Origin of the sequence: Bifidobacterium sp. RTP21102st3_E2_RTP21102_210122 (genome assembly GCF_040916945.1) — a bacterium.
GTDB classification, from domain to species: domain Bacteria; phylum Actinomycetota; class Actinomycetes; order Actinomycetales; family Bifidobacteriaceae; genus Bifidobacterium; species Bifidobacterium longum.
The window spans coordinates 1-21,010 of record NZ_JBCPAN010000007.1 but is presented as its reverse complement, the minus strand read 5'-3'; the positions used below and the strand labels follow the sequence as shown (position 1 = coordinate 21,010).

General features: G+C 60.8%; 16 protein-coding genes. 3 read left to right on the top strand and 13 right to left on the bottom strand.

Going from position 1 to position 21,010, the window contains the following annotated elements:
- Positions 1-7: 7 nt before the first annotated feature.
- The 4 genes from hypBA1 to AB5287_RS08475 form a co-directional block, all read right to left on the bottom strand.
- Positions 8-1,984 (bottom strand): beta-L-arabinofuranosidase, encoded by a 1,977-nt coding sequence (hypBA1, locus tag AB5287_RS08490; protein WP_011068480.1) that lies wholly within the window; start codon positions 1,982-1,984, stop codon positions 8-10.
- A 161-nt stretch (positions 1,985-2,145) separates the two neighbouring features.
- Entirely contained in the window at positions 2,146-2,964 is an 819-nt protein-coding gene (locus tag AB5287_RS08485; protein ID WP_007051554.1) for a carbohydrate ABC transporter permease, read from the bottom strand.
- Positions 2,965-2,984: 20 nt separating this feature from the next.
- Positions 2,985-3,911, bottom strand: a complete 927-nt coding sequence (locus AB5287_RS08480) for a carbohydrate ABC transporter permease (protein WP_007054735.1) — start codon at positions 3,909-3,911, stop codon at positions 2,985-2,987.
- 287 nt (positions 3,912-4,198) lie between these two features.
- Positions 4,199-5,524, bottom strand: a complete 1,326-nt coding sequence (locus AB5287_RS08475; RefSeq protein WP_286111350.1) for an ABC transporter substrate-binding protein — start codon at positions 5,522-5,524, stop codon at positions 4,199-4,201.
- A 485-nt stretch (positions 5,525-6,009) separates the two neighbouring features.
- Between AB5287_RS08475 and AB5287_RS08470 the strand changes: the two genes are divergently transcribed.
- Entirely contained in the window at positions 6,010-7,032 is a 1,023-nt protein-coding gene (locus tag AB5287_RS08470; RefSeq protein ID WP_116492359.1) for a LacI family DNA-binding transcriptional regulator, read from the top strand.
- Positions 7,033-7,046: 14 nt separating this feature from the next.
- Here the strand turns inward: AB5287_RS08470 and AB5287_RS08465 are convergent, their stop codons facing one another.
- The 5 genes from AB5287_RS08465 to dnaB form a co-directional block, all read right to left on the bottom strand.
- On the bottom strand, positions 7,047-8,867 hold the full coding sequence (locus AB5287_RS08465; protein ID WP_007051558.1) for an AarF/ABC1/UbiB kinase family protein: 1,821 nt from the start codon (positions 8,865-8,867) through the stop codon (positions 7,047-7,049).
- A complete protein-coding gene (locus tag AB5287_RS08460) occupies positions 8,864-9,151 on the bottom strand; it encodes a phasin family protein (protein ID WP_007054731.1) in 288 nt (95 codons plus the stop codon). Before AB5287_RS08460 ends, AB5287_RS08465 begins: the two co-directional genes overlap by 4 nt.
- 148 nt (positions 9,152-9,299) lie before the next feature.
- On the bottom strand, positions 9,300-10,052 hold the full coding sequence (locus AB5287_RS08455) for a type 1 glutamine amidotransferase (RefSeq protein WP_007051560.1): 753 nt from the start codon (positions 10,050-10,052) through the stop codon (positions 9,300-9,302).
- 102 nt (positions 10,053-10,154) lie between these two features.
- Entirely contained in the window at positions 10,155-11,627 is a 1,473-nt protein-coding gene (locus AB5287_RS08450) for a Mur ligase family protein (RefSeq protein WP_007054730.1), read from the bottom strand.
- The gene (gene dnaB / locus AB5287_RS08445; RefSeq protein ID WP_368221051.1) at positions 11,627-13,165 is read right to left on the bottom strand and encodes a replicative DNA helicase; all 1,539 of its coding nucleotides are present in this window, start codon (positions 13,163-13,165) and stop codon (positions 11,627-11,629) included. Before dnaB ends, AB5287_RS08450 begins: the two co-directional genes overlap by 1 nt.
- Before the next feature lie 205 nt (positions 13,166-13,370).
- Between dnaB and AB5287_RS08440 the strand changes: the two genes are divergently transcribed.
- Positions 13,371-14,816 carry an MATE family efflux transporter gene (locus tag AB5287_RS08440; protein WP_165506988.1) on the top strand — a complete coding sequence of 482 codons (1,446 nt, stop codon included), beginning with the start codon at positions 13,371-13,373 and terminating at the stop codon, positions 14,814-14,816.
- Between the two features lie 33 nt (positions 14,817-14,849).
- On the opposite strand, the gene AB5287_RS08435 is transcribed toward AB5287_RS08440, so the two are convergent.
- The 4 genes from AB5287_RS08435 to ftsY form a co-directional block, all read right to left on the bottom strand.
- Complete coding sequence (locus AB5287_RS08435) at positions 14,850-16,676, bottom strand: nucleotidyltransferase domain-containing protein (protein ID WP_007058100.1); 1,827 nt, start codon at positions 16,674-16,676, stop codon at positions 14,850-14,852.
- Positions 16,677-16,784: 108 nt separating this feature from the next.
- Positions 16,785-17,123: a P-II family nitrogen regulator gene (locus tag AB5287_RS08430; protein WP_007051565.1), complete on the bottom strand. Its 339-nt coding sequence runs from the start codon at positions 17,121-17,123 to the stop codon at positions 16,785-16,787.
- Position 17,124: 1 nt separating this feature from the next.
- Positions 17,125-18,420 (bottom strand): ammonium transporter, encoded by a 1,296-nt coding sequence (locus AB5287_RS08425; protein WP_003828095.1) that lies wholly within the window; start codon positions 18,418-18,420, stop codon positions 17,125-17,127.
- Positions 18,421-18,787: 367 nt separating this feature from the next.
- Complete coding sequence (gene ftsY, locus AB5287_RS08420) at positions 18,788-20,065, bottom strand: signal recognition particle-docking protein FtsY (RefSeq protein ID WP_368221048.1); 1,278 nt, start codon at positions 20,063-20,065, stop codon at positions 18,788-18,790.
- A gap of 107 nt (positions 20,066-20,172) precedes the next feature.
- Between ftsY and AB5287_RS08415 the strand changes: the two genes are divergently transcribed.
- Positions 20,173-20,952 carry a TetR/AcrR family transcriptional regulator gene (locus AB5287_RS08415; RefSeq protein WP_368221089.1) on the top strand — a complete coding sequence of 260 codons (780 nt, stop codon included), beginning with the start codon at positions 20,173-20,175 and terminating at the stop codon, positions 20,950-20,952.
- Positions 20,953-21,010 lie beyond the last annotated feature (58 nt).

Sequence of the window (21,010 nt, the reverse complement as noted above, 5' to 3'; positions counted from 1 at the left end):
CCGATATTTATCGACGCTGGAAGACACGCATCTCGCCTATCTCGCGGTTGGCCCACGAGTAGTACGGCACCAAGCGCAGCGTCGCGGGTTCGCCCGCACGCGGTTCGTCGGCATCCACGTACAGCGGCGCGTCATCCTCGTCGGCGTGCTCGCGCACTGCCGGCAAATCAACGGTATCGACGCCACCCAGCAAGTCGGCCTGGAAAGCCACAGCGGCATCCGCACCGGTGACGCCATCGGCCAGGCGATAGTTCCACAGATCACCGGGGTTATCGACCTGTTCGGCGCAGTAGACCAGCGGACCGCGCATAACGGCCACCTGGCCGGCGTCGGAGCGCACGCGGGAGTTGGCGCGCACGAACTTGACGGACATGTCGAGCTCGAGCGCAATCTCCAACGTATCGCCGGCGTTGACCACAAGGTATACGAAGCCGTCTTCCAGCGAACCCACTGCGGGCTTGCCGTTCACGGTCAGCGTGTAGGAGCCCAAGGACCAGCCGGGGATGCGCAGTCCAAATCGGACCGAGCTGTCCGCAGCGCTGGCGGGCAGGCTCACCGTGTATTCCACGTGACTGTCCCACGGGAAGTCCGAACGCTGTTCGACCGTAAGGCCGGAAGCAAAATCGGCCTTGTTGGCGATGAACTGGTGGCTCAGCACGGTCTTGCCGCCGTCGCGCTCGGTGTAGATGTAACGGTCCACTGAAGCGATGAGTCGGGCGATGTTGGCCGGGCAGCATGCGCAGCCGAACCAGTCGACACGGTGGGAGAGCACGTGGTGACGATCCGGGTTGTCCAGTCCGTCGGGAGTAGTCTCCAGTGCGTTGACGTAGTAGTACTGCTTGCCGTCAAGCGAGATGCCGGCGATGGAACCATTGAACAGTTCCTTCTCCAGCACATCGGCGTATTCGCCCTTGGGCTCGAGGTCGAGCATCTGCTGGGCGAACATGCTCATGGCCACGGAAGCGCAGGTCTCGCCGTACATCGTGTCGTTCGGCAGGTCGTAATCGTAGGTGAACGATTCGCCCACATGGGTGGAGCCGATCGCACCGGTGACATACATGCGACGGGTGACGATGTTCTTCCAGAAACGCTTGGCGGTGTCGATCAGCCCCTGATCGCCGAGTAGTCGGCCCACGTGAGCCACGCCGGTGCACAGGTAACCGACGCGCACGGCGTGGCCGTCCGCGGTCTGCTGGTCGCGTACGGGCTCGGCAGCCTGGAAGTAGGTGGGCTTGTAGAAGCCGAGATCATGGAAGATGTTGTCGCCGTTCATCGCCTTGAGCTGCTTGGCGTAGAACTGCGGATCCTGACCGCGCACGTCGATGAGATACTGGGAAAGCGTCAGATAACGCTTCTCACCGGTCTCTTCATACAGCTTGGCGAGGGCGAGCTCGATCTCAGGATGACCATCGGCGCCGTGGATCTTGCCTTCTTCGGGGCCGAAGTTGGCATCCAGGCAGTCGGCCATCTTTTTGGCGACTTCAAGGGCCTGCTCGTTGCCGGTCACCTGATGGTAGGCGACGGCGGCCTCGATGTAGTGACCCATCACGTACATCTCGTGGCTCTGCTGAATCAGGCTGAAGCGCGGGCGGTCGGCCCATACGCCGGACTTGATCTGGTACGGGGTGTCCAAATAGCCGTCCGACTGCTGGGCGCGGGCGATGAGATCGACCGTGCGGTCGCACAGCGCCTTGAGCTCGGGATCCGGGTGGTATGCCAATGCGTAGGCGGCTTCCTCAAGCCACTTGTAGACGTCGGAGTCTTGGAAGACCATGCCATGGAACTCGTCGTCCAATTCGCCGGCGGCAACCTTCAGGTTGGCAACCGCATGGCTCTTGTTGTCAGCCAGCTGGTTGCCGGCTGGGTCGTCGGGCACCGTGGTGTCGATCTCGTCGTTCATCACGCCCCACTGGTAGGGGATGACGGATTCGACGATCTGGTCGCGACGCCGCTTCCAGAACGGGGAAGTGATTGTAACGTTCATGATTGTCCTTTTTTTAAGGCCCTTGACCACACCGCCTCCGGCCCTGCAATTAAGGACCGGTTTCAGCCGGGCTCAGTATTGGCTTCGACGCTGTCGCGTCTCAGCACGGAGCTTGCTGGGAGCCCACCGGGCTCCCAGCCAAGGGCCGGCGGCACGAGCCGTCAGCCCTTGACAGCTCCGGCCATAAAGCCCTTGACGTAGTACTTCTGGAGTGCGAGGAACAGGATGGCGCAGGGAATCAGCAGGATCACGACGCCGGCCTCGGTGGCACCGTAATCGATGACGCCCATGGTCTGCTGACGCATGTTCACCATCGCCAGCGGCAGCGTGGACTTGGACGAAGAGCTCAAGTACAGCGGAATCATGAAGTTGTTCCATGCCTCGAGGAAGGCGAGCAGGCCAACCGTAACCATCGAAGGCTTGACCACCGGCACCAGGATCTTGAACAAGGCCTGGAGGCTGTTGCAGCCGTCGACCATGGCGGCCTCCTCCATGTCCTTGGGGATCGCGTCGAACGCGTTGCGCATGATGAACGTGCTCATAGGCAGCTGGAACAGGGTGATGACCAGGCCCACGCCCAGCAGGCTGTCGTTCAGGCCGATCTGCTTGTACCAGACCATCAGCGGGATCAGCAGCGAGGCGTACGGTACCATCAGGATCGACAGGGTGACCATGAAGCCGAGGTTGCGGCCCGGGTAGTCGAAGCGGGAGAACGAGTAGCCGGCCAGCGTACAGACGACCACGGAGAACACGACCGCGACCAGAGTCACGATTACCGAGTTGAACAGGTACTTGGGCAGACCTTCCTGATAACCGAACAGGGTCAGGTAGTTGGCCACGCCCCAGCCCTTGGACTGGGCCGAACCGGCCTGCGGGCTGAACGAGCAGATGATGACCCAGACCAGCGGGCTGATGAAGATGATGGCCAGCAGGGCCTCAAGGATCCGGGCGATGATACGCTTCCACAATGGGGTAGTCATAATGTGTTACCTCCCCTTTCTCACTTGGTGTTGTCGCGCATGCCGCGCATCTGGATGGAGTTGATGATGACCAAGGCCACCAGCACGATCAGCGAGAGCGCCGCGGCCATACCCAGATCCTTCTTGGAATCGAAGGCGAAGTTGTAGATGAGCTGCACCACGGTCATGGTGGAGTTGTTCGGACCACCCTTGGTCAGAATGAAGAACTGATCGAACGCGAGGATCGAGCCGGTCACGCAGTAGACCAGGCACATCACGATGGTCGGCTTCATCAGCGGCAGGGTGATGGAGCGGAAGATACGCCAGGAACCGGCGCCGTCCATGCGGGCCGCCTCGTACAGATCACCGGGGATGGCCTGCAGACCGATCATCATCAGCAGCATGTAGTAGCCCGAGAAACGCCAAACAATCACGATAATCGTGGCCCACAGGGCCGACTGGCCGGTGGCCAGCACCGAACCACCCTCCTGCATCAGGCCCAACGAGCTCAGAATCTTGGTGACAGGGCCCACCTGCGGGGAATACAGGGCGTAGAACAGCAGGGACGCGGACGCCAGGCCCGTCGCGGACGGCAGCAGGAAGCAGGTACGCAGCACGTTGTTCCACTTCGAGCTCTCCTGCACAATCATGGCCATGCCCAGGCCAAGGACCAACAGGAAGATCGTGACGATCACGGTGTACTCGAGCGTGAACCAAATCGAGGGCCAGAACAATTTGTTCTCGAACACCTTGACGAAGTTGTCCGGGAAGTTCACGCCGCGGTTGCCACCCAGCAGGCTCCAACGAGAGCAGGCCATGACGACCAGTAGAACAATCGGCACGAAGAACAGGACGATAATCATCAGCCAGTCCGGAAGTGCGTACAGCAGACCTCGCCTGGTCTGCGCCGCCTTCGCCTTGGACTTATGCACGGGCACAGCCCCGGCGCTCTTGGAAACACTCGACATGTTTCTCTCTCCTTTGGGAAATTACTGTGAAATGGTAATCACGGAATCCGAATGCAATCCGATGTCAGGGCTTCGAGGAAGGAGGACTCCGAAGCCCCGCCAACACACCGCATTCATAAGGTATGTAGTGATGAAGGAAGAGAAGGAATGAAGAAGAAGATAGAAGTTCGATTATGTGGTTGAGCCGGCTCCTGCCCTCACAAGGGAGGGACCGGCTCAATCTGTTCAGTTATTATTCAGTTATTGCTGTGATTTGATGAGTGATGGTGAGGAGCATCACCACCGAATCACTGGGCAGACAGGACGTCGGTGACGGCCTTGTTGTCGGCCTTGAGGTCACCGGAACCCCACACGGCGTTCTGCACGAGCAGCTGCCACGGGGAGCCAGCGGCGTTGAAGGCTTCGTTGAAGGCCGGGGACTTCGGGGTCTGGCCGTTGCCGTCGATAATCACGGAGTTGATGGTCTGGATGCGTGGGTCAGCGTCTTTGTAAGCGGTCTTCAGGGTCTGGATGTTGGAGGCGGTGTCGCCTTGGTCAGCGAAGACTTCCTTCTGAGCGTCAGACTGCATCAGCCAGTAGAGGAAGTTCCAGGCCTGAGCAACGTGCTTGGAGTCCTTGGAGATACCCATGGCATCGCCACCGAGGAACGTGGAGGTCTTGCCTTCCTTGGTGCCCGGGATCGGAGCGACGCCGACCTCGAAGCCTCCGTCCTTCTCAGCATCGAACAGAGCAGTGGTGGAGGTGTTCGGGTAAGGCATAACGCCAATCTTGCCGTTCGCGAACGGAGCGGTCCAAGTGGCACCGGTCTCTTCCTTGGAGCCTGCACCCAGGCCGTTGGTGGTGTTGGCCAGCTCCTTGTAAGCGTCCAAGACGCCCTTCATGGAGTCGTTGTCCAGGGTGGCCTCGGAGCCATCCTTGTTCATGACGGATTCGCCGTCAGCCCACACGGACGGGAAGAGGTCGAAGACCAGAGCACCACCGGACTGACCGGCGAGGTAGGAGCCTGCGACGCCATCCTTGTTGAGGGCGGCGACCTTCTTGGCCTGCTCGGTGAACTCAGCGATGGACTTCGGGCCCTGCTCCGGGTCCAGACCGGCTTCCTTGTACAGGGCCTTGTTCCAGACCATCACGGAAACATCGGTGATGAACGGCAGGGTGTACTCGGTGCCGTCAACAGTACCGGCTTCGATGTGGCCCTGCTGCAGGTCGGCCTTGTTGTCCAGACCGTCGATCTGCTTGGTGATGTCAGTGAAGATGCCCTCGGAAGCCCAGTACGGAATACGGACCACGTCGCCGGCGAGGATGTCAGGCAGAGAGTCGGTCTGCGAAGCACCGCCGACCTTGCCTTCCATATCGTCGTTCGGGATGATCTCGAGCTTGACCTGGTTCTTGTGGCTCTTGTTGTAAGCCTCGACCACGTTCTTGGCCTGACGCTCCAGCGGGGAACGGGTCCACAGGGTGATCTCGGTGCCATCGTCGGTGCCCTTGGCCGGGATGCCTTCGGCGGTGGCGGTACCGCCATTGCCGGAGCCACCACAGGCGGCCAGCGGAACAATCAACGCGGCGGCAGCGATGCCAGCAAGAGTACGGGTCAGTTTATTGAAAGACACCATGTTCGCTTCTTTCTCTATTTATCCGCTCAACTATGAGAGGCGGTGGCGGACGGTCCGCCTCCTTGGTCTTCGCCCTGCTCGCTCCTTTGCTCGGAACAGGTAACACTGCGAAAGCCTTTTCTCAATATAAACGAACATCGCCATTTTTGCAAAAACGCTTTCGCACTTTCGCATATTTTCGCATATCGAACAGGTTTGATATGCATTTTGCGCGATTGTTTGATTCAAACAAACACTTATTTTTAGCGCTTTCTTACGGCGTGTCGCCAAAAGCCAACATATTCGAACGTGAACACAACACTTTCTTTCATTCTCTTTTCAATCGCACAAAAATGATCACTGCGCCACGCCAAAAAATAGACTTGCGAAAGTTTTCGCGTCATGTCTACAATAGAAAACAATACAAAGGGGTATCGGTACAATCACTACTTTCGCACGAAAGAGTGCAGCAATATACTGCTGAGAAAGAAACGAGGAATCGAGGCATTATGGCCCAGACATTGACCGGACGCGCGGCACGGCTCGAAGACGTTGCCGCCTTGGCGGGAGTCTCTTTGGCCACTGCGTCCAAGGCACTGCACAACAAGCCCCGCATTAGCGAAGAAACCAAGCAGCGCGTTCTGGACGCCGCCCGCCAGCTCAACTACTCCCCCAACAAACTCGCCCAATCCCTAGCCCGCGGCACCACCGGCACTATCGGCCTGGTCACCTCCGATCTGCAGGGTCGTTTCTCCACACCGATTCTTATCGGCGCGGAGAACGAGTTGCGAGCCCAATCGACCTCAGTATTGTTGGCCAACGCTCGTGGCGACGCCGCCTTGGAACGTCAGCATGTCGAGAAACTGCTGTCCCTCAAGGTCGACGGACTGCTCATCGTGCAGTGCGAGACCAACCCCAGGCCCACGCTTGGCCATGACTGGGGCGTGCCACTGGTCTACGTCTACGGCCCCTCCACCGACCCCAAAGACTGCTCGGTCACTTGCGACAACGTGGACGCCGGCCGCATGGCCATCAACCATCTCATCTCGTGTGGCCGCCGGCACATCGCCATTATCGGCGGCGACGAAACCTATACCGCTGCCACCGACCGCACCAAGGGAGCTCTCGAGGCGCTCTCCGAATTAGGTATTGAACCCGCCGGCCCAATTCGTTACGGCAAATGGGACGAAGGCTGGGGCCGTGCGGCCACCCGTCTGCTGCTCGACCAAGGGGTCAAGTTCGATGCAGTGGTCTGCCAGAACGATCAGTTGGCCCGCGGCTGCATTGACGTGCTCAAGCAGCAGGGACTGCGCATCCCAGATGACGTCGCCGTCATCGGCCACGATAACTGGTCGGTACTGACCTCCAGCTCGAGGCCCGCACTGACGTCGATCGACAACGAAACCGAAACCATCGGACGGCGTGCGGCACGATACTTGGTCGATGCCATCGACGGCAACCCGCATCACGGTGTCGACTACGTACCCTGCCACCTTATCCAGCGCGAATCCACCCTCCCGCTGGACTGATATCAATCGATACCCTACCGCTTCTTGGTTTTGCGCCCCTTTAAGTAGATGTCGATGACGATCCATACGCCGAGGGCGAAGGCCACGACGTAGCCCATGAAGCCGATGACCGGAATGCCGAAGATAATCGGCTTCATGCCGGCGTAGTAGACAATCGACGAGCCAACGAACAAACCGACCACAATCAGGGCCATCGTCAGACGATTCACCATATCCGAAAGCAGCTGGAACGGCTCTTCGGAGCCGACCAGTTCCATGTTGACGCGCAACTGACCACGGGTCAGCATACGGGCCACGGTCTTGAGTTCGGTCATGGTGCCGAGCGTGGCATGCAAAGCCTGATGTCCCTCAACGCCCAGCGACTTGATCTCGTCTTTGGTGGCGTTCTTCAGCGATTTCGACGTGGCGATATGGTCGGAAATGATTTCGATCATATTCACATCAGGAATGAACTCGTCCAGCAAGCCTTCGAGCGTAACCAACGCGCGGCCGACGGTGGTCACCGTACTGGGCACCTCGATGTTGTGGCGGCCGGCCATCTGCGTCAGTGCGGTCAGGAAGGCGGCAATGTCCAGTTCGGCCAGATCCACAGTGCCGAATTCCTTGACGATCACGTCCAGATCAGCCAGCAGTGCTGGGTAGTCCTCCGGATCGGCCTCGGTGCCGGCAAATCGCAGCAGCCCCTCGGCCAGAGCGGGCGAATCCTGTTTGGCGACGGCGAAAATCATTTCTTTGAGGACTGCACGGGTGCGCTGGTCGAGCCGACCGGTCATACCGAGGTCGATAAGTACGATCTGGCCGCCCCGGATGATGATATTGCCGGGATGTGGGTCAGCGTGGAAGAAGCCGTCGTCGAGAATCTGCGTGGCGTAATTGTCGACGAGCTTGGTGCCGATCTCCTTCAAGTCATAACCAGCATCGACGAGCCGGCCCGGGTGGGAGACGGAGATGCCGTCGATGTACTCCATGACCACCACATGCTCGGTGCACAGTTCGGTGTACGCCGTCGGGCAGTCCATGTATTTGAATCGGGCGGCGAAACGCTTGAATTCGGCGAGGTTGCGGGCCTCGATCAGAAAGTCAGTCTCCGATTCGAAGGTGTCCCACAGCTCCTCGACCACGCCCTTCAGGTCCACGATCTGTGAGGTGCGAATCACCTTAGTGGCGGCCTTGGCTATGGAGCGCATGATGGAGACGTCCTGAGCCATGGTTTCGCGCACACCCGGGCGCTGCACTTTAATGGCCACATCTTCGCCGGTTTTCAGCGTGGCGCGATGCACTTGCGCCAGTGAAGCAGAGCCCAACGGCTTGGGATCGATATGCGCGAACACCTCGTCGGCGGGACGCCCGTATTCGGCGGCAAGCACATCCAACACCGTGGAATACGGCATCGGGTCGGCGTCGGCGCGCAGTTTGGCGAGTTCGTCGCAGAAGCTTTGCGGCAGAATCTCGGAGCGCATCGACAGAATCTGGCCCACTTTGACGAACGTGGGGCCGAGCGCCTCGAACATGAGGCGCATTTTGACCGGAGTCAGGCCGTGCAGCACGTCGAATTGCTCGACGATTCTGGTGATCTGCCCCAGTCGTTTGATCTTGCCACGGCGCGTCAGATGGTAGCGCGTGGCGAAATCGTTCCTGCGTCCGAACAGTGCCAGCGTTTCGTCGGATACGCTCGGAGTCGCCTTGGTAACGGTCTGCTTGAGCGTGTCCGACGTGTCGACGGACCGGTTCGCCGCCGCCTCACGTTCGGCTTTCGCAGGCGTCAGAATAGGGTCGACCCTGCTGGAAAGCGGGGTCGACCCTGATTCCGGCGTAGCGCGTGTGGGCTTGGTCACTCGGCCTTGCCCTCGTCAGCGGGCTTGTCGGCGGCACTGGTGTCGGCTGCGGCAGCAGCTTTGTCGCCGGCTTCGGCGGCGGCCTTCTTGGCGTCATCCACCGTCTCGCTCACCTTGCGCTTGAGCTCGGTGTTCAGCGCCTTGCCCTGCTCGACCGTAATCTCACCCTTCTTGACGAGTTCGTCGACGAGCTCGCTGCTCTTCTCGTATCCGGTGGCAAGGGCTCCGATGCCCGCCAGCAGGACCTTGCGCAGGCCATCACCCAGAAGATCAAAATCAGCCATGATACCCCTCCTTCGAGGTCCGACATGGCCTGGTGCCATGTCTCGTACCACCAAGCCTAGCGCAAACAACAGGGCAATGTACTAGACCCTCAGACTGATTTCGACTGATTTTTCGCTGATTGGTACTTACCGAGGACTCACCGAGAATTCACCGAGGACGTTCGGCGGCAGCCTTGCGCGCGTTGGTGGCTACTTGATCGAGCCGGGCGAGCTCCTTGGCTTGTTCGGGGGTCTGATCGGACGTATCGAACGTACCGTAACGACGAGTCACGGCAGTTTCGATAAGGAAATCGCTGATGGCGGGGTTTTTAGGCAGCAACGAGCCGTGCATGTAGGTGCCGATCACGTTGTGCACGCGCGCGCCCTCGGTATGGTCTTCGCCATTGTTGCCTCGGCCGTCCTGATTGACGGTGCCGAGTGGCTGAACGCCTTCGCGCAGGAAGGTCTGGCCGGAGTGGTTCTCGTAGCCAATCACATCGCCGAACTGGTCGGAATGCTCAACAAGATTGCCGATCATACGCACGTTCTGGCCCACGGTATAAGCACCGATAACGCCGATGCCGTCCAGACGGGTGCCGTCCACGGTTTCAAAGTACTCGCCGAACAGCTGGTACAGGCCGCAGATCATCAGCATCGGCGTACCGTCTGCGGCAAGCGAACGCAACAGGTCGGCGCGATGGTAGAAGTCGTCGATGATTTTCTTCTGGCCGGTGTCTTGGCCGCCGCCTCCCAGAATAAGGTCCACCTGGTCGGGCCAGTCGTCGCCTTGATTGTACTGGTGGACGACCGGTTCATAACCGTACAGTTCCAGACGGCGGCGGATAGTCAGCACGTTGCCGGAATCGCCGTAGATGTTCATGTCTTTGGGATACAGGGACACCACATCAATTGTTCTGGCCATGTCACGTTCTCCTTGTCGATGTCTTCCCGCTGACGGGAAGCGTCTTATTCCTCACCATGTCCTCCCGCAGGCGGGAGGTGGCGCGCGGGCGCTAGAGGATAGTTACTTGCCCACGCCCGCGTCCCGTACTTCGGTGATGCGGCCCAGTACGGCGCGGGTTTTGAGCATGGCGGTGTAGGTGCAGTAGATGTGCTTGCGTGTGCCGGGATTGGCGTTGACGAATGCGGTGACGGCCTGTTCGAGGTCGGTGTTCGTATCGGCGACTGGCACTTGGTCATACCCCAGGCGCAATGCCATGTCCCAGGCACGCACGCCGGAAACCATGGCGACACCGGACGCGCGCAGGGAAGTGAAGTCCACGTCCCACAGCCAGCTCATGTCGCGGCCGTCGGCATATTCGTCGTTGATGGCGATCATGGTGTCCGCGTTGGCCGGGTCGAAGCTGGCGAGCGAGAGGCGGAAGCCCATCGGGTTCTTGACCAGCAGCAGTTCGACCGGGGAACCGTTGACGTCGATGACCTCGCCACGGCCGAAAGCCGGCGTGACGCGGGAAACGGCGGCGATGAGCTCGTCGGCGGACACGGCGCAGGCGTTGGCTGCGGCGGTGGCCTTGGATGCGGCGGCATTGTCTTGCATCACCGCACGTACCACGGCGAGCGCGGCGGCCGCGTTGTACAGGTTGTAGACGCCTTCAAGCTTGACGTCGGTGGCGTAGCCCTGACCGTCCATCTGGAAGGTGGCCTTGTGGTCGCCCACTGCGGTAAGTGTCACGTCGGCGGGAAGTTCTGCCGTGCCTGCGGAAGCTCCTCTCAGTTCGCTTCGCGGACTGAGGGGAGTTCTGGCTGAGGGGAGCGGCCCGGCCACACCTTCCACCGACACGGTCGTGGCCATGTCGTCATCGGACGGGAAATAGCGGCGCAAATCGTCGGCGAGGCCGAAGTATCGCACGGTGGTGCCAGCCGGGGCCTTCGCGGCGAGCGCGGCGATACGCGGGTCCTCGCGGTTCAGTACCACAGTGCCGGTAGTCGCCGCAGCCACATGGCTGAGCAGTTTGGCCGTGGTGTCGATTTCACCGAATCGGTCAAGCTGATCGCGCATCACGTTCAGCAGCAATGCATAACGGGGCTTGACCTGCTTGACGAAGTGGACGGCGTACGCCTCATCGAGCTCGAGCACGGCGATGTCCGCGTCCAATTTGCCGCCGAGCGTGACTTCGGTAAGCAGTGCGGAAACCACGCCGCGCACGAAGTTCGAGCCGGTCGGATTGGTGAACACCTTCAGCCCCAGATCGGAGAGCATCGAGGCGACCATGCGGGTGGTGGTGGTCTTGCCGTTCGTGCCGGACACCAATACCACGCCAAGCGGCAACTGCCCGAGCGTACGGGTCAGGAAGCCGGGGTCAATCTTTTCTACGACTTTGCCGGGCAAAGCCGAACCGCCATGTTTGGTGACGCGGGATGCAAACCGCACGAAGCGGCCTGCGGCCACGGTGGCGAACGCATACCACGGTTTGCAGGTCTGCACCACGGACGATTGGTCTTGCGAAACATCGCGTGAAACGTTGCTTGCCATCATCACACCCCCTGATTGGCGTTGTAGTCCTGCGGCATGTCTTTGAATTTGGACGTGGCACCGAGGAAGGCGAGGTGGAAGGTTTCGGTCGGGCCGTTACGGTGCTTGGCCATGATGATATCGGCCTCGCCGGGGCGGTCTTCCTTGTCGTAAAAGTCAGGGCGATGGACCAGGAACACCACGTCGGCGTCCTGTTCGATTGAGCCGGATTCACGCAGGTCGGAGAGCTGCGGCTTCTTGTCGTTACGCATTTCCGGGCCACGGTTCAGCTGGGAAAGGGCCACAACCGGCACTTCGAGTTCCTTGGCCAAGAGCTTCAGGGCACGGGAGAATTCGGACACCTCTTGCTGGCGGGATTCCACGGCCTTGCCCGAGGTCATCAGCTGCAGGTAGTCGATGACTACGAGTTTCAGATCGTTGGTCTGCTTCAGACGACGGCATTTCGCACGGATCTCCATGAGGCTCATGTTCGGGCTGTCGTCAATGAACAGTGGCGCGTTCTGCATCTTGGTCCAGAACCGGTTCAGGGTGTTCCAGCGTTCGGGGGTGATGTCGTCGGCGCGGCGCAGGGCGGCCATCGGAATATTGGTTTCGGCGGAGATAATACGCTGAGCGAGCTCCACCTTGCTCATCTCCAAGCTGAAGACCACGGAAGTCATGTTGTGGTGCAACGCGGCGGCGCGGGCGAAGTCGATGCCGAGCGTGGACTTACCCATGGCCGGACGTCCTGCGACGACGACCATCTGTCCGGGCTGCAGGCCCTGGGTCACGTCGTCGATGTCGCGGAAGCCGGTCGGCACGCCCTTGTTGACGAGGCCTTGCTGCAGTTTGTCCAGCTGGTCGAGCGCGTCGTGGACCACCGGGCCGATGGCGGCATAGTCCTGACGCACCTTGCCCATCGACATCTCGTAGATCTCGGACTGGGCGAGGTTAACCACATCCTCAGCCTGCGATCCCTCGGCGGAATAACCGAGCTGGGCGATTTTGGTGCCGGCGGCGATCACATTGCGCAAAATGGCCCGCTGATGGACGATCTCCGCGTAGTACATGGCATTAGCGGCGGTCGGTACGGATGCGACAAGGCTGTGCAGATAGTCCGCGCCGCCGACCTTGTCGAGGTTGCCATCCGCCAACAGCTGGTTGGCCACGAGCACCACGTCCACCGGCTGACTGGCGGAAAACAGATCGATGATCGCGTTATAGATCGTCTGATGCTTGGGCTGGTAGAAATCGGTGACGTCAATGGTCTGCGAGACCTCGCCGATGGCATCCTTACTCATCAGCATGCCGCCGAGCACGGCCATTTCCGCGTCGTCATCATGCGGGGGCACGCGGTCGAAAATCGGGTCGCCGGCCGCCGCCGACGTCTGCGTGCCGCCCCGGCCCGCGCGGTCGCCACGATCGCCACGATCGCCACGATCCAGGCCACCGCCGAACCCATTCTGATACGAGTGTTCACTTCCTTCTGGCATAGCCTCCAAGTATAGGATGTGGCGTGGCAGGTGAACGATATCGTATGGAAACGAAACGGTTGCCCGCATCGGTTCATTCCTTATTCACCTATGAGTCAGCGCCGCGACACGCAGAAAGCAAAATGTGGATAGAAAAATAAGTTATCCACATTTTGGGGATAATTCTGGGGATAATCCACTAAGTTATCCACATACTGGGGATAACTTGGTGGATAGTCTGGGGATAACATTCCGCGCCCACAACAGGTGCTTGCGCAACGCAGTCAGGCGTGATATGCGTGTGAGCGTGCCCATAGACTCTTCCGACGCCAAAGCCACCAGTTCCGGCGATACTACACGCCGCGATGGCTTCGGCACCCCGCATGCCGGCGCAAACACAAACGTCAGCAACGGCCCGACCGACGCCCGCTCCACCAACCGCCGGATCATGGCGCTGGCCCTGCCGACCTTCGGCCAGCTCATCGCCGAACCGACCTTCATCCTTATCGACACAGCCATCGTCGGCCATATCGGGGATGCGGCGTTGGCCGGCCTGTCAATCGGCTCCACCATCATCCTCACGGCAGTCGGACTATGCATATTCCTGGCCTACTCGACCACTGCGCAGGTGGCACATCTGCTGGGAGCGGGTCGTCGTCGCGAGGGACTGCAGGCAGGCATTGATGGCCTGTGGCTGGCCTTGAGCATCGGCACCGTACTGGGATTGGGATTGTTCGCGGCTGCCGAGCCATTATGCCGGGCACTGGGCGGTCAGGGCGAAGTATTGGAACAAGCCGTGACCTATACGCGCGCAATCGTGCTGGGTGCGCCAGGCATGCTGATGGTATATGCGGCGAACGGCATTTTCCGAGGATTGCAGAAGGTTCGTATCACGCTGGTCGCTGCGGTGGGCGGCGCGGTGGTGAACACGGTGCTTGATGTGTTGTTCGTTATTGTGCTGAATTGGGGCATTGCCGGCTCCGGAGTGGCGACGCTGGTAGCTCAGTGGTTCATGGGGCTGTTCCTGGTAATCCCCGCCATTCTGTGGTCCCGGGCGGATGGTGCGAGTCTGCGGCCTCGTTTGGCCGGTATTGCGGCAGCCGGGGGCGACGGACTGCCATTGTTCATTCGCACATTGGCGATTCGTGCGGCCATGGTGACTACGGTCGCCTGTGCCGCGCGCATGGGTACTGCCGTGTTGGCCGGGTTTCAGGCCGTGAACTCCTCTTGGAATTTTGCGATGAACATGCTGGATTCCGTGGGCATCGCCGGCCAGACGCTGGTGGCCACAGCGCTGGGCGCTGGCAGCGTACAGCAGGCGCGGCGGCTGACGCGGGCGACCGGGCGTGCGGGACTGGTCACCGGCGCGGTAATCGGCACGGCTTTTGCGGTAGTCGGACTGTTCGCCGGGCACTTCTTCTCCCCTACGCCACATATTCAGACGCTGATCGCCGTAGGCATGGTGACGATGGGCATCTTCTTCCCACTGCAAGGCTGGATGATGGCAATCGACGGCATTCTTATCGGCGCGCGCGACTACCGCTATCTGGCCGTCACATGCACGCTGACCGCCGTGGTGTATGTGACGCTCATACTCATATTGGCCAATATGGTGACGCCGGCACTGACGAGCGACCTGATGCGTACCGCCGTACTCTGGGCCGCGTTCAACGTGGTGCTCATGGGTGGGCGCGGTCTGTCCAACGGACTACGCGTGCGCTCGGACGCATGGATGAAGTAGGTATCGGCCGCGCGAAGCGCTGGGCGATTCCGTTTACATAGCGGCGCGGGCGGCGGAATACATGCCGCGGACGATTTGTTCGCGCCACTTGGACCAGCCGTATTGCTTGGTGATGGTCTCACCGGCGGTGGCACCGAGCGAGGAGCCGTCGGCCCGGGTCAGGTCGAACAGCATATCCAGCAGCATCTTGTCGTGGTGCAAGCGGTCGGCCAACTCCTCCGCCACGGCCGGATCATAGGGGTCCTTACCCGTGGCAAATTCGGATAGCGTCAAATGCTCACGCACCAGCACGGTAGCCCAGTCGACGATGTCCGGCGCGTAGCCCATACGCTTGAGAATCACCGGCACATGGCGGGCACCCTCGGCGGCGTGATCGGCCACGAACGCGCGCTTGCCGATGTCGTGGGTGATACCGGCCAACAGCAATGCCTTGAAATGATCGTCATCGTACCGTCCACCGGACGGTGTCTCACGACCCAGACGCGACGTGACCTCCACCATATGCCGATCGATGGTGTACCGGTGGGCGGCCGAGGCGGACGGACGGTTGCGGACGCCGAGCCATTCCGGCATCCATCGACCCGGAATGTCCACGAAATCGATGCTCTCCCACACTTCCATAAGATTCGATCCGCACGCAAGCAGACGGATAAACAGCTCGCGCGATTCGTCATCCCACTGGTTGTCGTGAATCGGGCAGCGCTTCAGATTAACCAAGGTAGACGGGTTGATGGGAAGACCGAATTCGCCGGCCGCCACGGCCATACGCAACGCCAGCTTGGCATCCTTGGCAGGCTCGGCACCGGGCGCCAACACCAATTCGCCTTCGTGCTTGGCCACGCCGGGAGCCACCACGTCGAATTGCGGGGCTTCGCGCTTGCCACCAGAGCGCTGAGAGAACATCTGGAAGAACGCGAATCGCGGCTTTTCGTGGGTCAGCGAATGTTCGGCGCGGGAAGCGGTGGAATCAAGCGAGAAGGAGATGCGCCGACCGATACGGGCAAGCAGTGTCTGCAGATCGTCGATCGAGTAGGCGGCACGCTCGTTTTCGGGCCAAGTCGGATCGGCAAGGCCAAGCATGGCAGCCACTTTGGCCTGATAGGGCGTCAGCATCAGGTTGGTATCCTTGCCGGCCACCAGATGGATGCAGTCGCGTACGTCGAGCAGACGTTCCACAGCTTCGTCGTAAATGCCGTGCGGGCGGTCGGCCAGCCATGAGGCGGCGAGCGCGGAGACGAGCACCGAATCGCGCAACCCCCCACGGGCCTCTTTGATGTCGGGCTGATTGACGTATTGGAGCCGGCCGAATTCGTCGAGTCGGGCTTTGGCGGAGTCGAGCAGTTCGGGCAGGCGCTTGCGGGCGGCCTTGCGCCAGCGTTCGAGGATGGACGTGGCGGTGGTGGTGATCAGAGCGGTGTCGCCGGCGATGGGCTTCACGTCCAGCCAGCCCATGGCGGCGGGAAGGTCATGGTCGGTGACTTCCTCGCATTGGGCGCGCGTGCGGATGGAGTGGTCGAGGTCCAGACCGCTGTCCCATAGCGGGTACCAGAGTTTGTTGGCCAACTCGTTGAGCTGCTGGTCGTTCAACGTGCGAGGCTCGTAGATGATGACCAGGTCGAGGTCGGAGCTGGGGCCCAGTTGGCCACGTGCCAGCGAGCCTACCGCGGCGAAGCCGATGCCGGAGTCGGGCACGGGGAAAGAGACATCCTTGCAGGCCGCATTCCACAGCTCAGTGAGGCATTGCATGGCCAGTTCTGTGCGGGCTTTGCGCTTGGTCGCACCATTCCGGTAGACGCCGTCGTCATCCGGCTGGCTCATATCCATGAATCGTTGTTTCAAGCCATCTACTGCTGAAGTCATTGCTTCATCTTTCATTGCCAAAAAAAGTCCCCGCACGGCGTCAATTCGCGGCGTGCGGGGACCTTTCCTATGCAGTCCATCCCCTTCTAAGCATGGACGTCTGTGTTATCAGATCGCGGCGGAACCGGTCTCACCGGTACGCACGCGGGCCACGGAGTCCAGCGGAGCGACCCACACCTTGCCGTCACCGATGGTGCCGGTGCCGGCGGACTTGATGATCACACCGACCAGCGTTTCAGCATCCGCGTCATCGGACAGCACTTCAACGCGAATCTTCGGAATCAGGTCCACAGTGTATTCAGCGCCACGGTAGACCTCGGTGTGGCCGCGCTGGCGGCCGTAGCCGTTGGCCTCGGACACGGTCAGACCGTGCACGCCGGCGGCCGCGAGGGCCTCCTTGACATCGTCGAGCTTATGGGGCTGAATGATAGCGGTGATCAGCTTCATTTCACTTCACCTCCTTGAGAACGGAGCTGGCAGTACCAGCAAAATCGTAAGCACGTTCGCCCTGGTCGGCAAGATCGATGCCGCCGACTTCCTGAGCTTCGGTGACGCGCCAACCGATGGTCTTCTCCAGAGCGAAGGCGATGATCGCGGTGATCACTGCGGAGTAGAGGATGGCGACGAGAGCGATGACCAGCTGAACGACGAGCTGCTTCCAGTCGCCACCAGCCAGCAGACCGGTGCCTTCACCGAAGAAGCCGATGAGGATGGTGCCGGTGAAACCACCAACGCCATGCACGCCGACAACGTCGAGGGAGTCATCGTAGCCGAACTTGAACTTGAGACCGCAGGCCAGGCAGGTCAGGACACCAGCGATGGCACCCATCACGATGGCCCACAGCGGGGAAACCACATCGGCGGCCGGGGTGATGGCGACCAGGCCGGCGACCATACCCGAGGCGGCACCCATGGCGGTGTAGTGACCGGAGCGAATCTTCTCGGTGAAGCCCCAAGAGAGCATTGCGGCTGCGGTGGCGGCGGAGGTGGAAACCCAAGCGTAACCAGCAGTACCGTTGGCGGCGAAGGCGGAACCAGCGTTGAAGCCGAACCAGCCGAACCACAGCAGGAAGGCGCCGAGCATCACGAACGGCACGTTGTGCGGGCGGAACGGCTGCGTGCCGAAGCCCTTACGCTTGCCGATGATGAGCACGATGATCAGGGCGGCGACTGCGGCGTTGATGTGGACGACAGTACCACCTGCGAAATCGTGGGCGGCCGCGCCGATGGCCTTGGAGATGGCGCCGTCAGCAGACAGCAGACCACCGTTCCAGACCATGTGGGCCATAGGAGCGTAGTCGAAGGTGACCCACAGCGCCACGAAAATCATCCAGGTGCTGTACTTCACACGCTCGGCAATGGCGCCGCAGATCAGGCCGACGGTAATCATCGCGAAAGCGACCTGGAAGGCGACGTCCACGGAAACCGGGTAGTTGTTGCCGTTCAGACCGGTGGCGGTGAACACGCCGTCCTGGGCGACCATGGAGTCCTTCAGCAGGAAGCCGCTGGCCGGGTCGCCGAAGATGCCTCCGATGTCGGAACCGGCGTAAGCAATCGACCAACCCCACAGGGTCCAGATAATCATGGTGACCGACAGGGCGGCCGCCTCAAGCATCAGCATGTTCAGGACGGCCTTGGCACGAACCATACCGCCGTAGAAGAACGCCACACCAGGCGTCATGAGGAAAACCAAGGACGCGGATGTCAGGATCCATGCGGTGTTACCGGAATCAATCGCTCCCATGTCTACCTCCCTCTCTTTCGTTCAGGGCACCGGGGGCTTTGCGCGGCCGGCGTCGACTTTGTCTCTACAATGCCGTCCCCCTTGTGGGGGCTAACAGTTCGTCAGTAAAAGCCGGTCTCGTTTTGGTTTCGTTACGGCAAGTTACGCGATTGTTAAGCGCACCTGACAGTTAGGTTGGCATCGGATGGGCTGATTCCGGCATGATTCCAACGGATATGGGAAAGCCCCGAATCATGTTTCGAATATGCTTCGGGGCTAGGTTTGGTGCGTTGCGGGCGTTTCCCGCGCCCACAACGTGGACGGACGCAGGGCTCCCCTCGCTGAGGGGAGCTGTCGAGCAAAGCGAGACTGAGAAGAACTCGACCGTCTACGCGAGAATGCCGTCCACGAAACCTTCGGGATCGAAAGGTGCCAAATCGTCCGGACCTTCACCAAGACCGACGAGCTTGACCGGCACGCCGAGCTCCTTCTGCACGCTGACCACGATGCCGCCCTTGGCGGAACCGTCAAGCTTGGAGAGCACCACACCGGTAATGCCGATGGCTTCGGCGAACACCTTGGCCTGGGCCATGCCGTTTTGGCCGGTGGTGGCGTCGAGCACAAGCAGCACTTCATCCACCGGCAGGTTCTTTTCGGTAACACGGCGAATCTTGCCGAGCTCGTCCATCAGGTTCGACTTGTTCTGCAGTCGGCCGGCAGTATCGATGATGAGCACGTCCGCGTTCGCTTCCTTGGCCTTGGCGGATGCCTCAAAGGCGACGGATGCCGGGTCGGCACCGTCCTTGTCGGAGCGGACGACGGGCACATTGACGCGTGCGCCCCAGGTTTCGAGCTGGTCGGCGGCGGCCGCGCGGAAGGTGTCGGCCGCGCCCATCATGACCTGCTTGTTTTCGGCCACGAACAGTCGAGCCAGTTTGCCGGCAGTGGTGGTCTTGCCGGTGCCGTTGACGCCGACCATGATGATGACGCTGGGCTTGGCGGCACCCGGCTTTTCGGCATTGAGGCGGCGGTCCGTATCTCGACCGACCAGATCGAGCAGCTTCTCCTTGAGCGTGGCGCGTACTTCGGCTGGGTCGGCTTTACCAGTGATGCGGGCGTCGGTTCTCAGGTCATCGACCAGTTGGGCGGAAGCATCCGCACCGACGTCGGCAAGCAGCAGTGTGTCTTCGACGTCTTCCCAATCGGCCTCGGAGAGATTGTCTTTGGCGAGGATGTCGAACAGGGCCTTGCCGAACGGGTTGCCGGACTTGGCAAGTTTTGCCTTGAGTCGGGTCAGTCGAGAGCCGACCGATTCGGGGGTTTCAGGTTTGGCGGGAGTGGGCTTGGAGGCAGGTTGGGACTCGGGCTTGGGCGCAGCTGCCGGTTCGGGTCCGGCCTGCGCGGCTGGCGCAGGCTCGGCTTTGGCCGATTCGGCTGACTTGGCCGGCTCGGCGGCAGTCGCAGCCTTAGCTTCCTCGGCTTCGGCGGCCAGCCGAGCGTCGGCGGCGGCCTTGGCGTCGCGGGTCTTCTTGTTGTCGGGGGCAACCTTGCCCATCGCACGATCCAAATCGCGCTTGCGGGACTTGCCCAACCAGATGCTCAGGGCGATTACGATAACCGCCGCCACAATCACGCCAAGAACGGCGAGCACAGTATTCATATCCATACCTGTCAAGTCTAGCCCGCAGATGGAATCCCCTACGAATTCGGCAGTCTCAGGCCGACAATTCCACCCGGCGACTTAAGCTGAACCGCATGGCACATTCTTCACGTATGACGTCGCTGCAGCGCCGCGAGCAGCTGATTGAAGTCGGACGCTCGCTATTCGCCGCCAAAGGCTTCGAAGCGGTAAGCGTGGAGGAAATCGCCGCGCACGCCAAAGTCTCCAAGCCGATTGTGTATGAGCATTTCGGCGGCAAAGAGGGCCTGTATGCCGTCATTGTGGATCGTGAGATGCGCGCGCTGACCGGTACGCTGACCGCCGCGCTCGACGATCCGACCGTGCACCCGCGCCAGATTGTGGAACGCACGGCGCTTGCGCTCCTCACCTATATCGAAGAGAATGCCGAGGGGTTCCAGGTACTGGTACGCGACTCGCCGAGCACCGACCCGTCCGGCTCATTCAGCTCGCTGATGGGAGACATCGCCGTACGCGTTGAAGACATTCTTTCCGAAACATTCAAACGGCAGAAGCTGTCTGCCAAGGGCGTGCCGTACTACGCGCAGATGCTGGTGGGCATGACCGTATTCACCGGGCAGTACTGGGCCGACCGGCCAAAGGTGAGCAAGGAGCAGCTGGCTGCATACATTGTGGATTTGGCCTGGCATGGCCTGAGCCGGCTTGACTCCAAGCCCCAGTTGTTCTTTGAGGGCGCCAAGGCGCGGAAGGAGGCCGAGCGCCGAGCCAAGCGCGAGTCCGATTCCGGCAGCCCGGATTCAGACCAGACGAGTTCTGCCCAATCGGATCCCGAGCACGCCACCGGGGAAGATTCAGGGTTGCAGAACATGCGTTCAGGGGCACAGGTTACGCAACACCCCGGGTTCAATTTGTAAGCGCAACGCTTGTGTTCGGGCTGGCTGCCTTCGATTGTAGCCTGGCGATCTCCTCGTC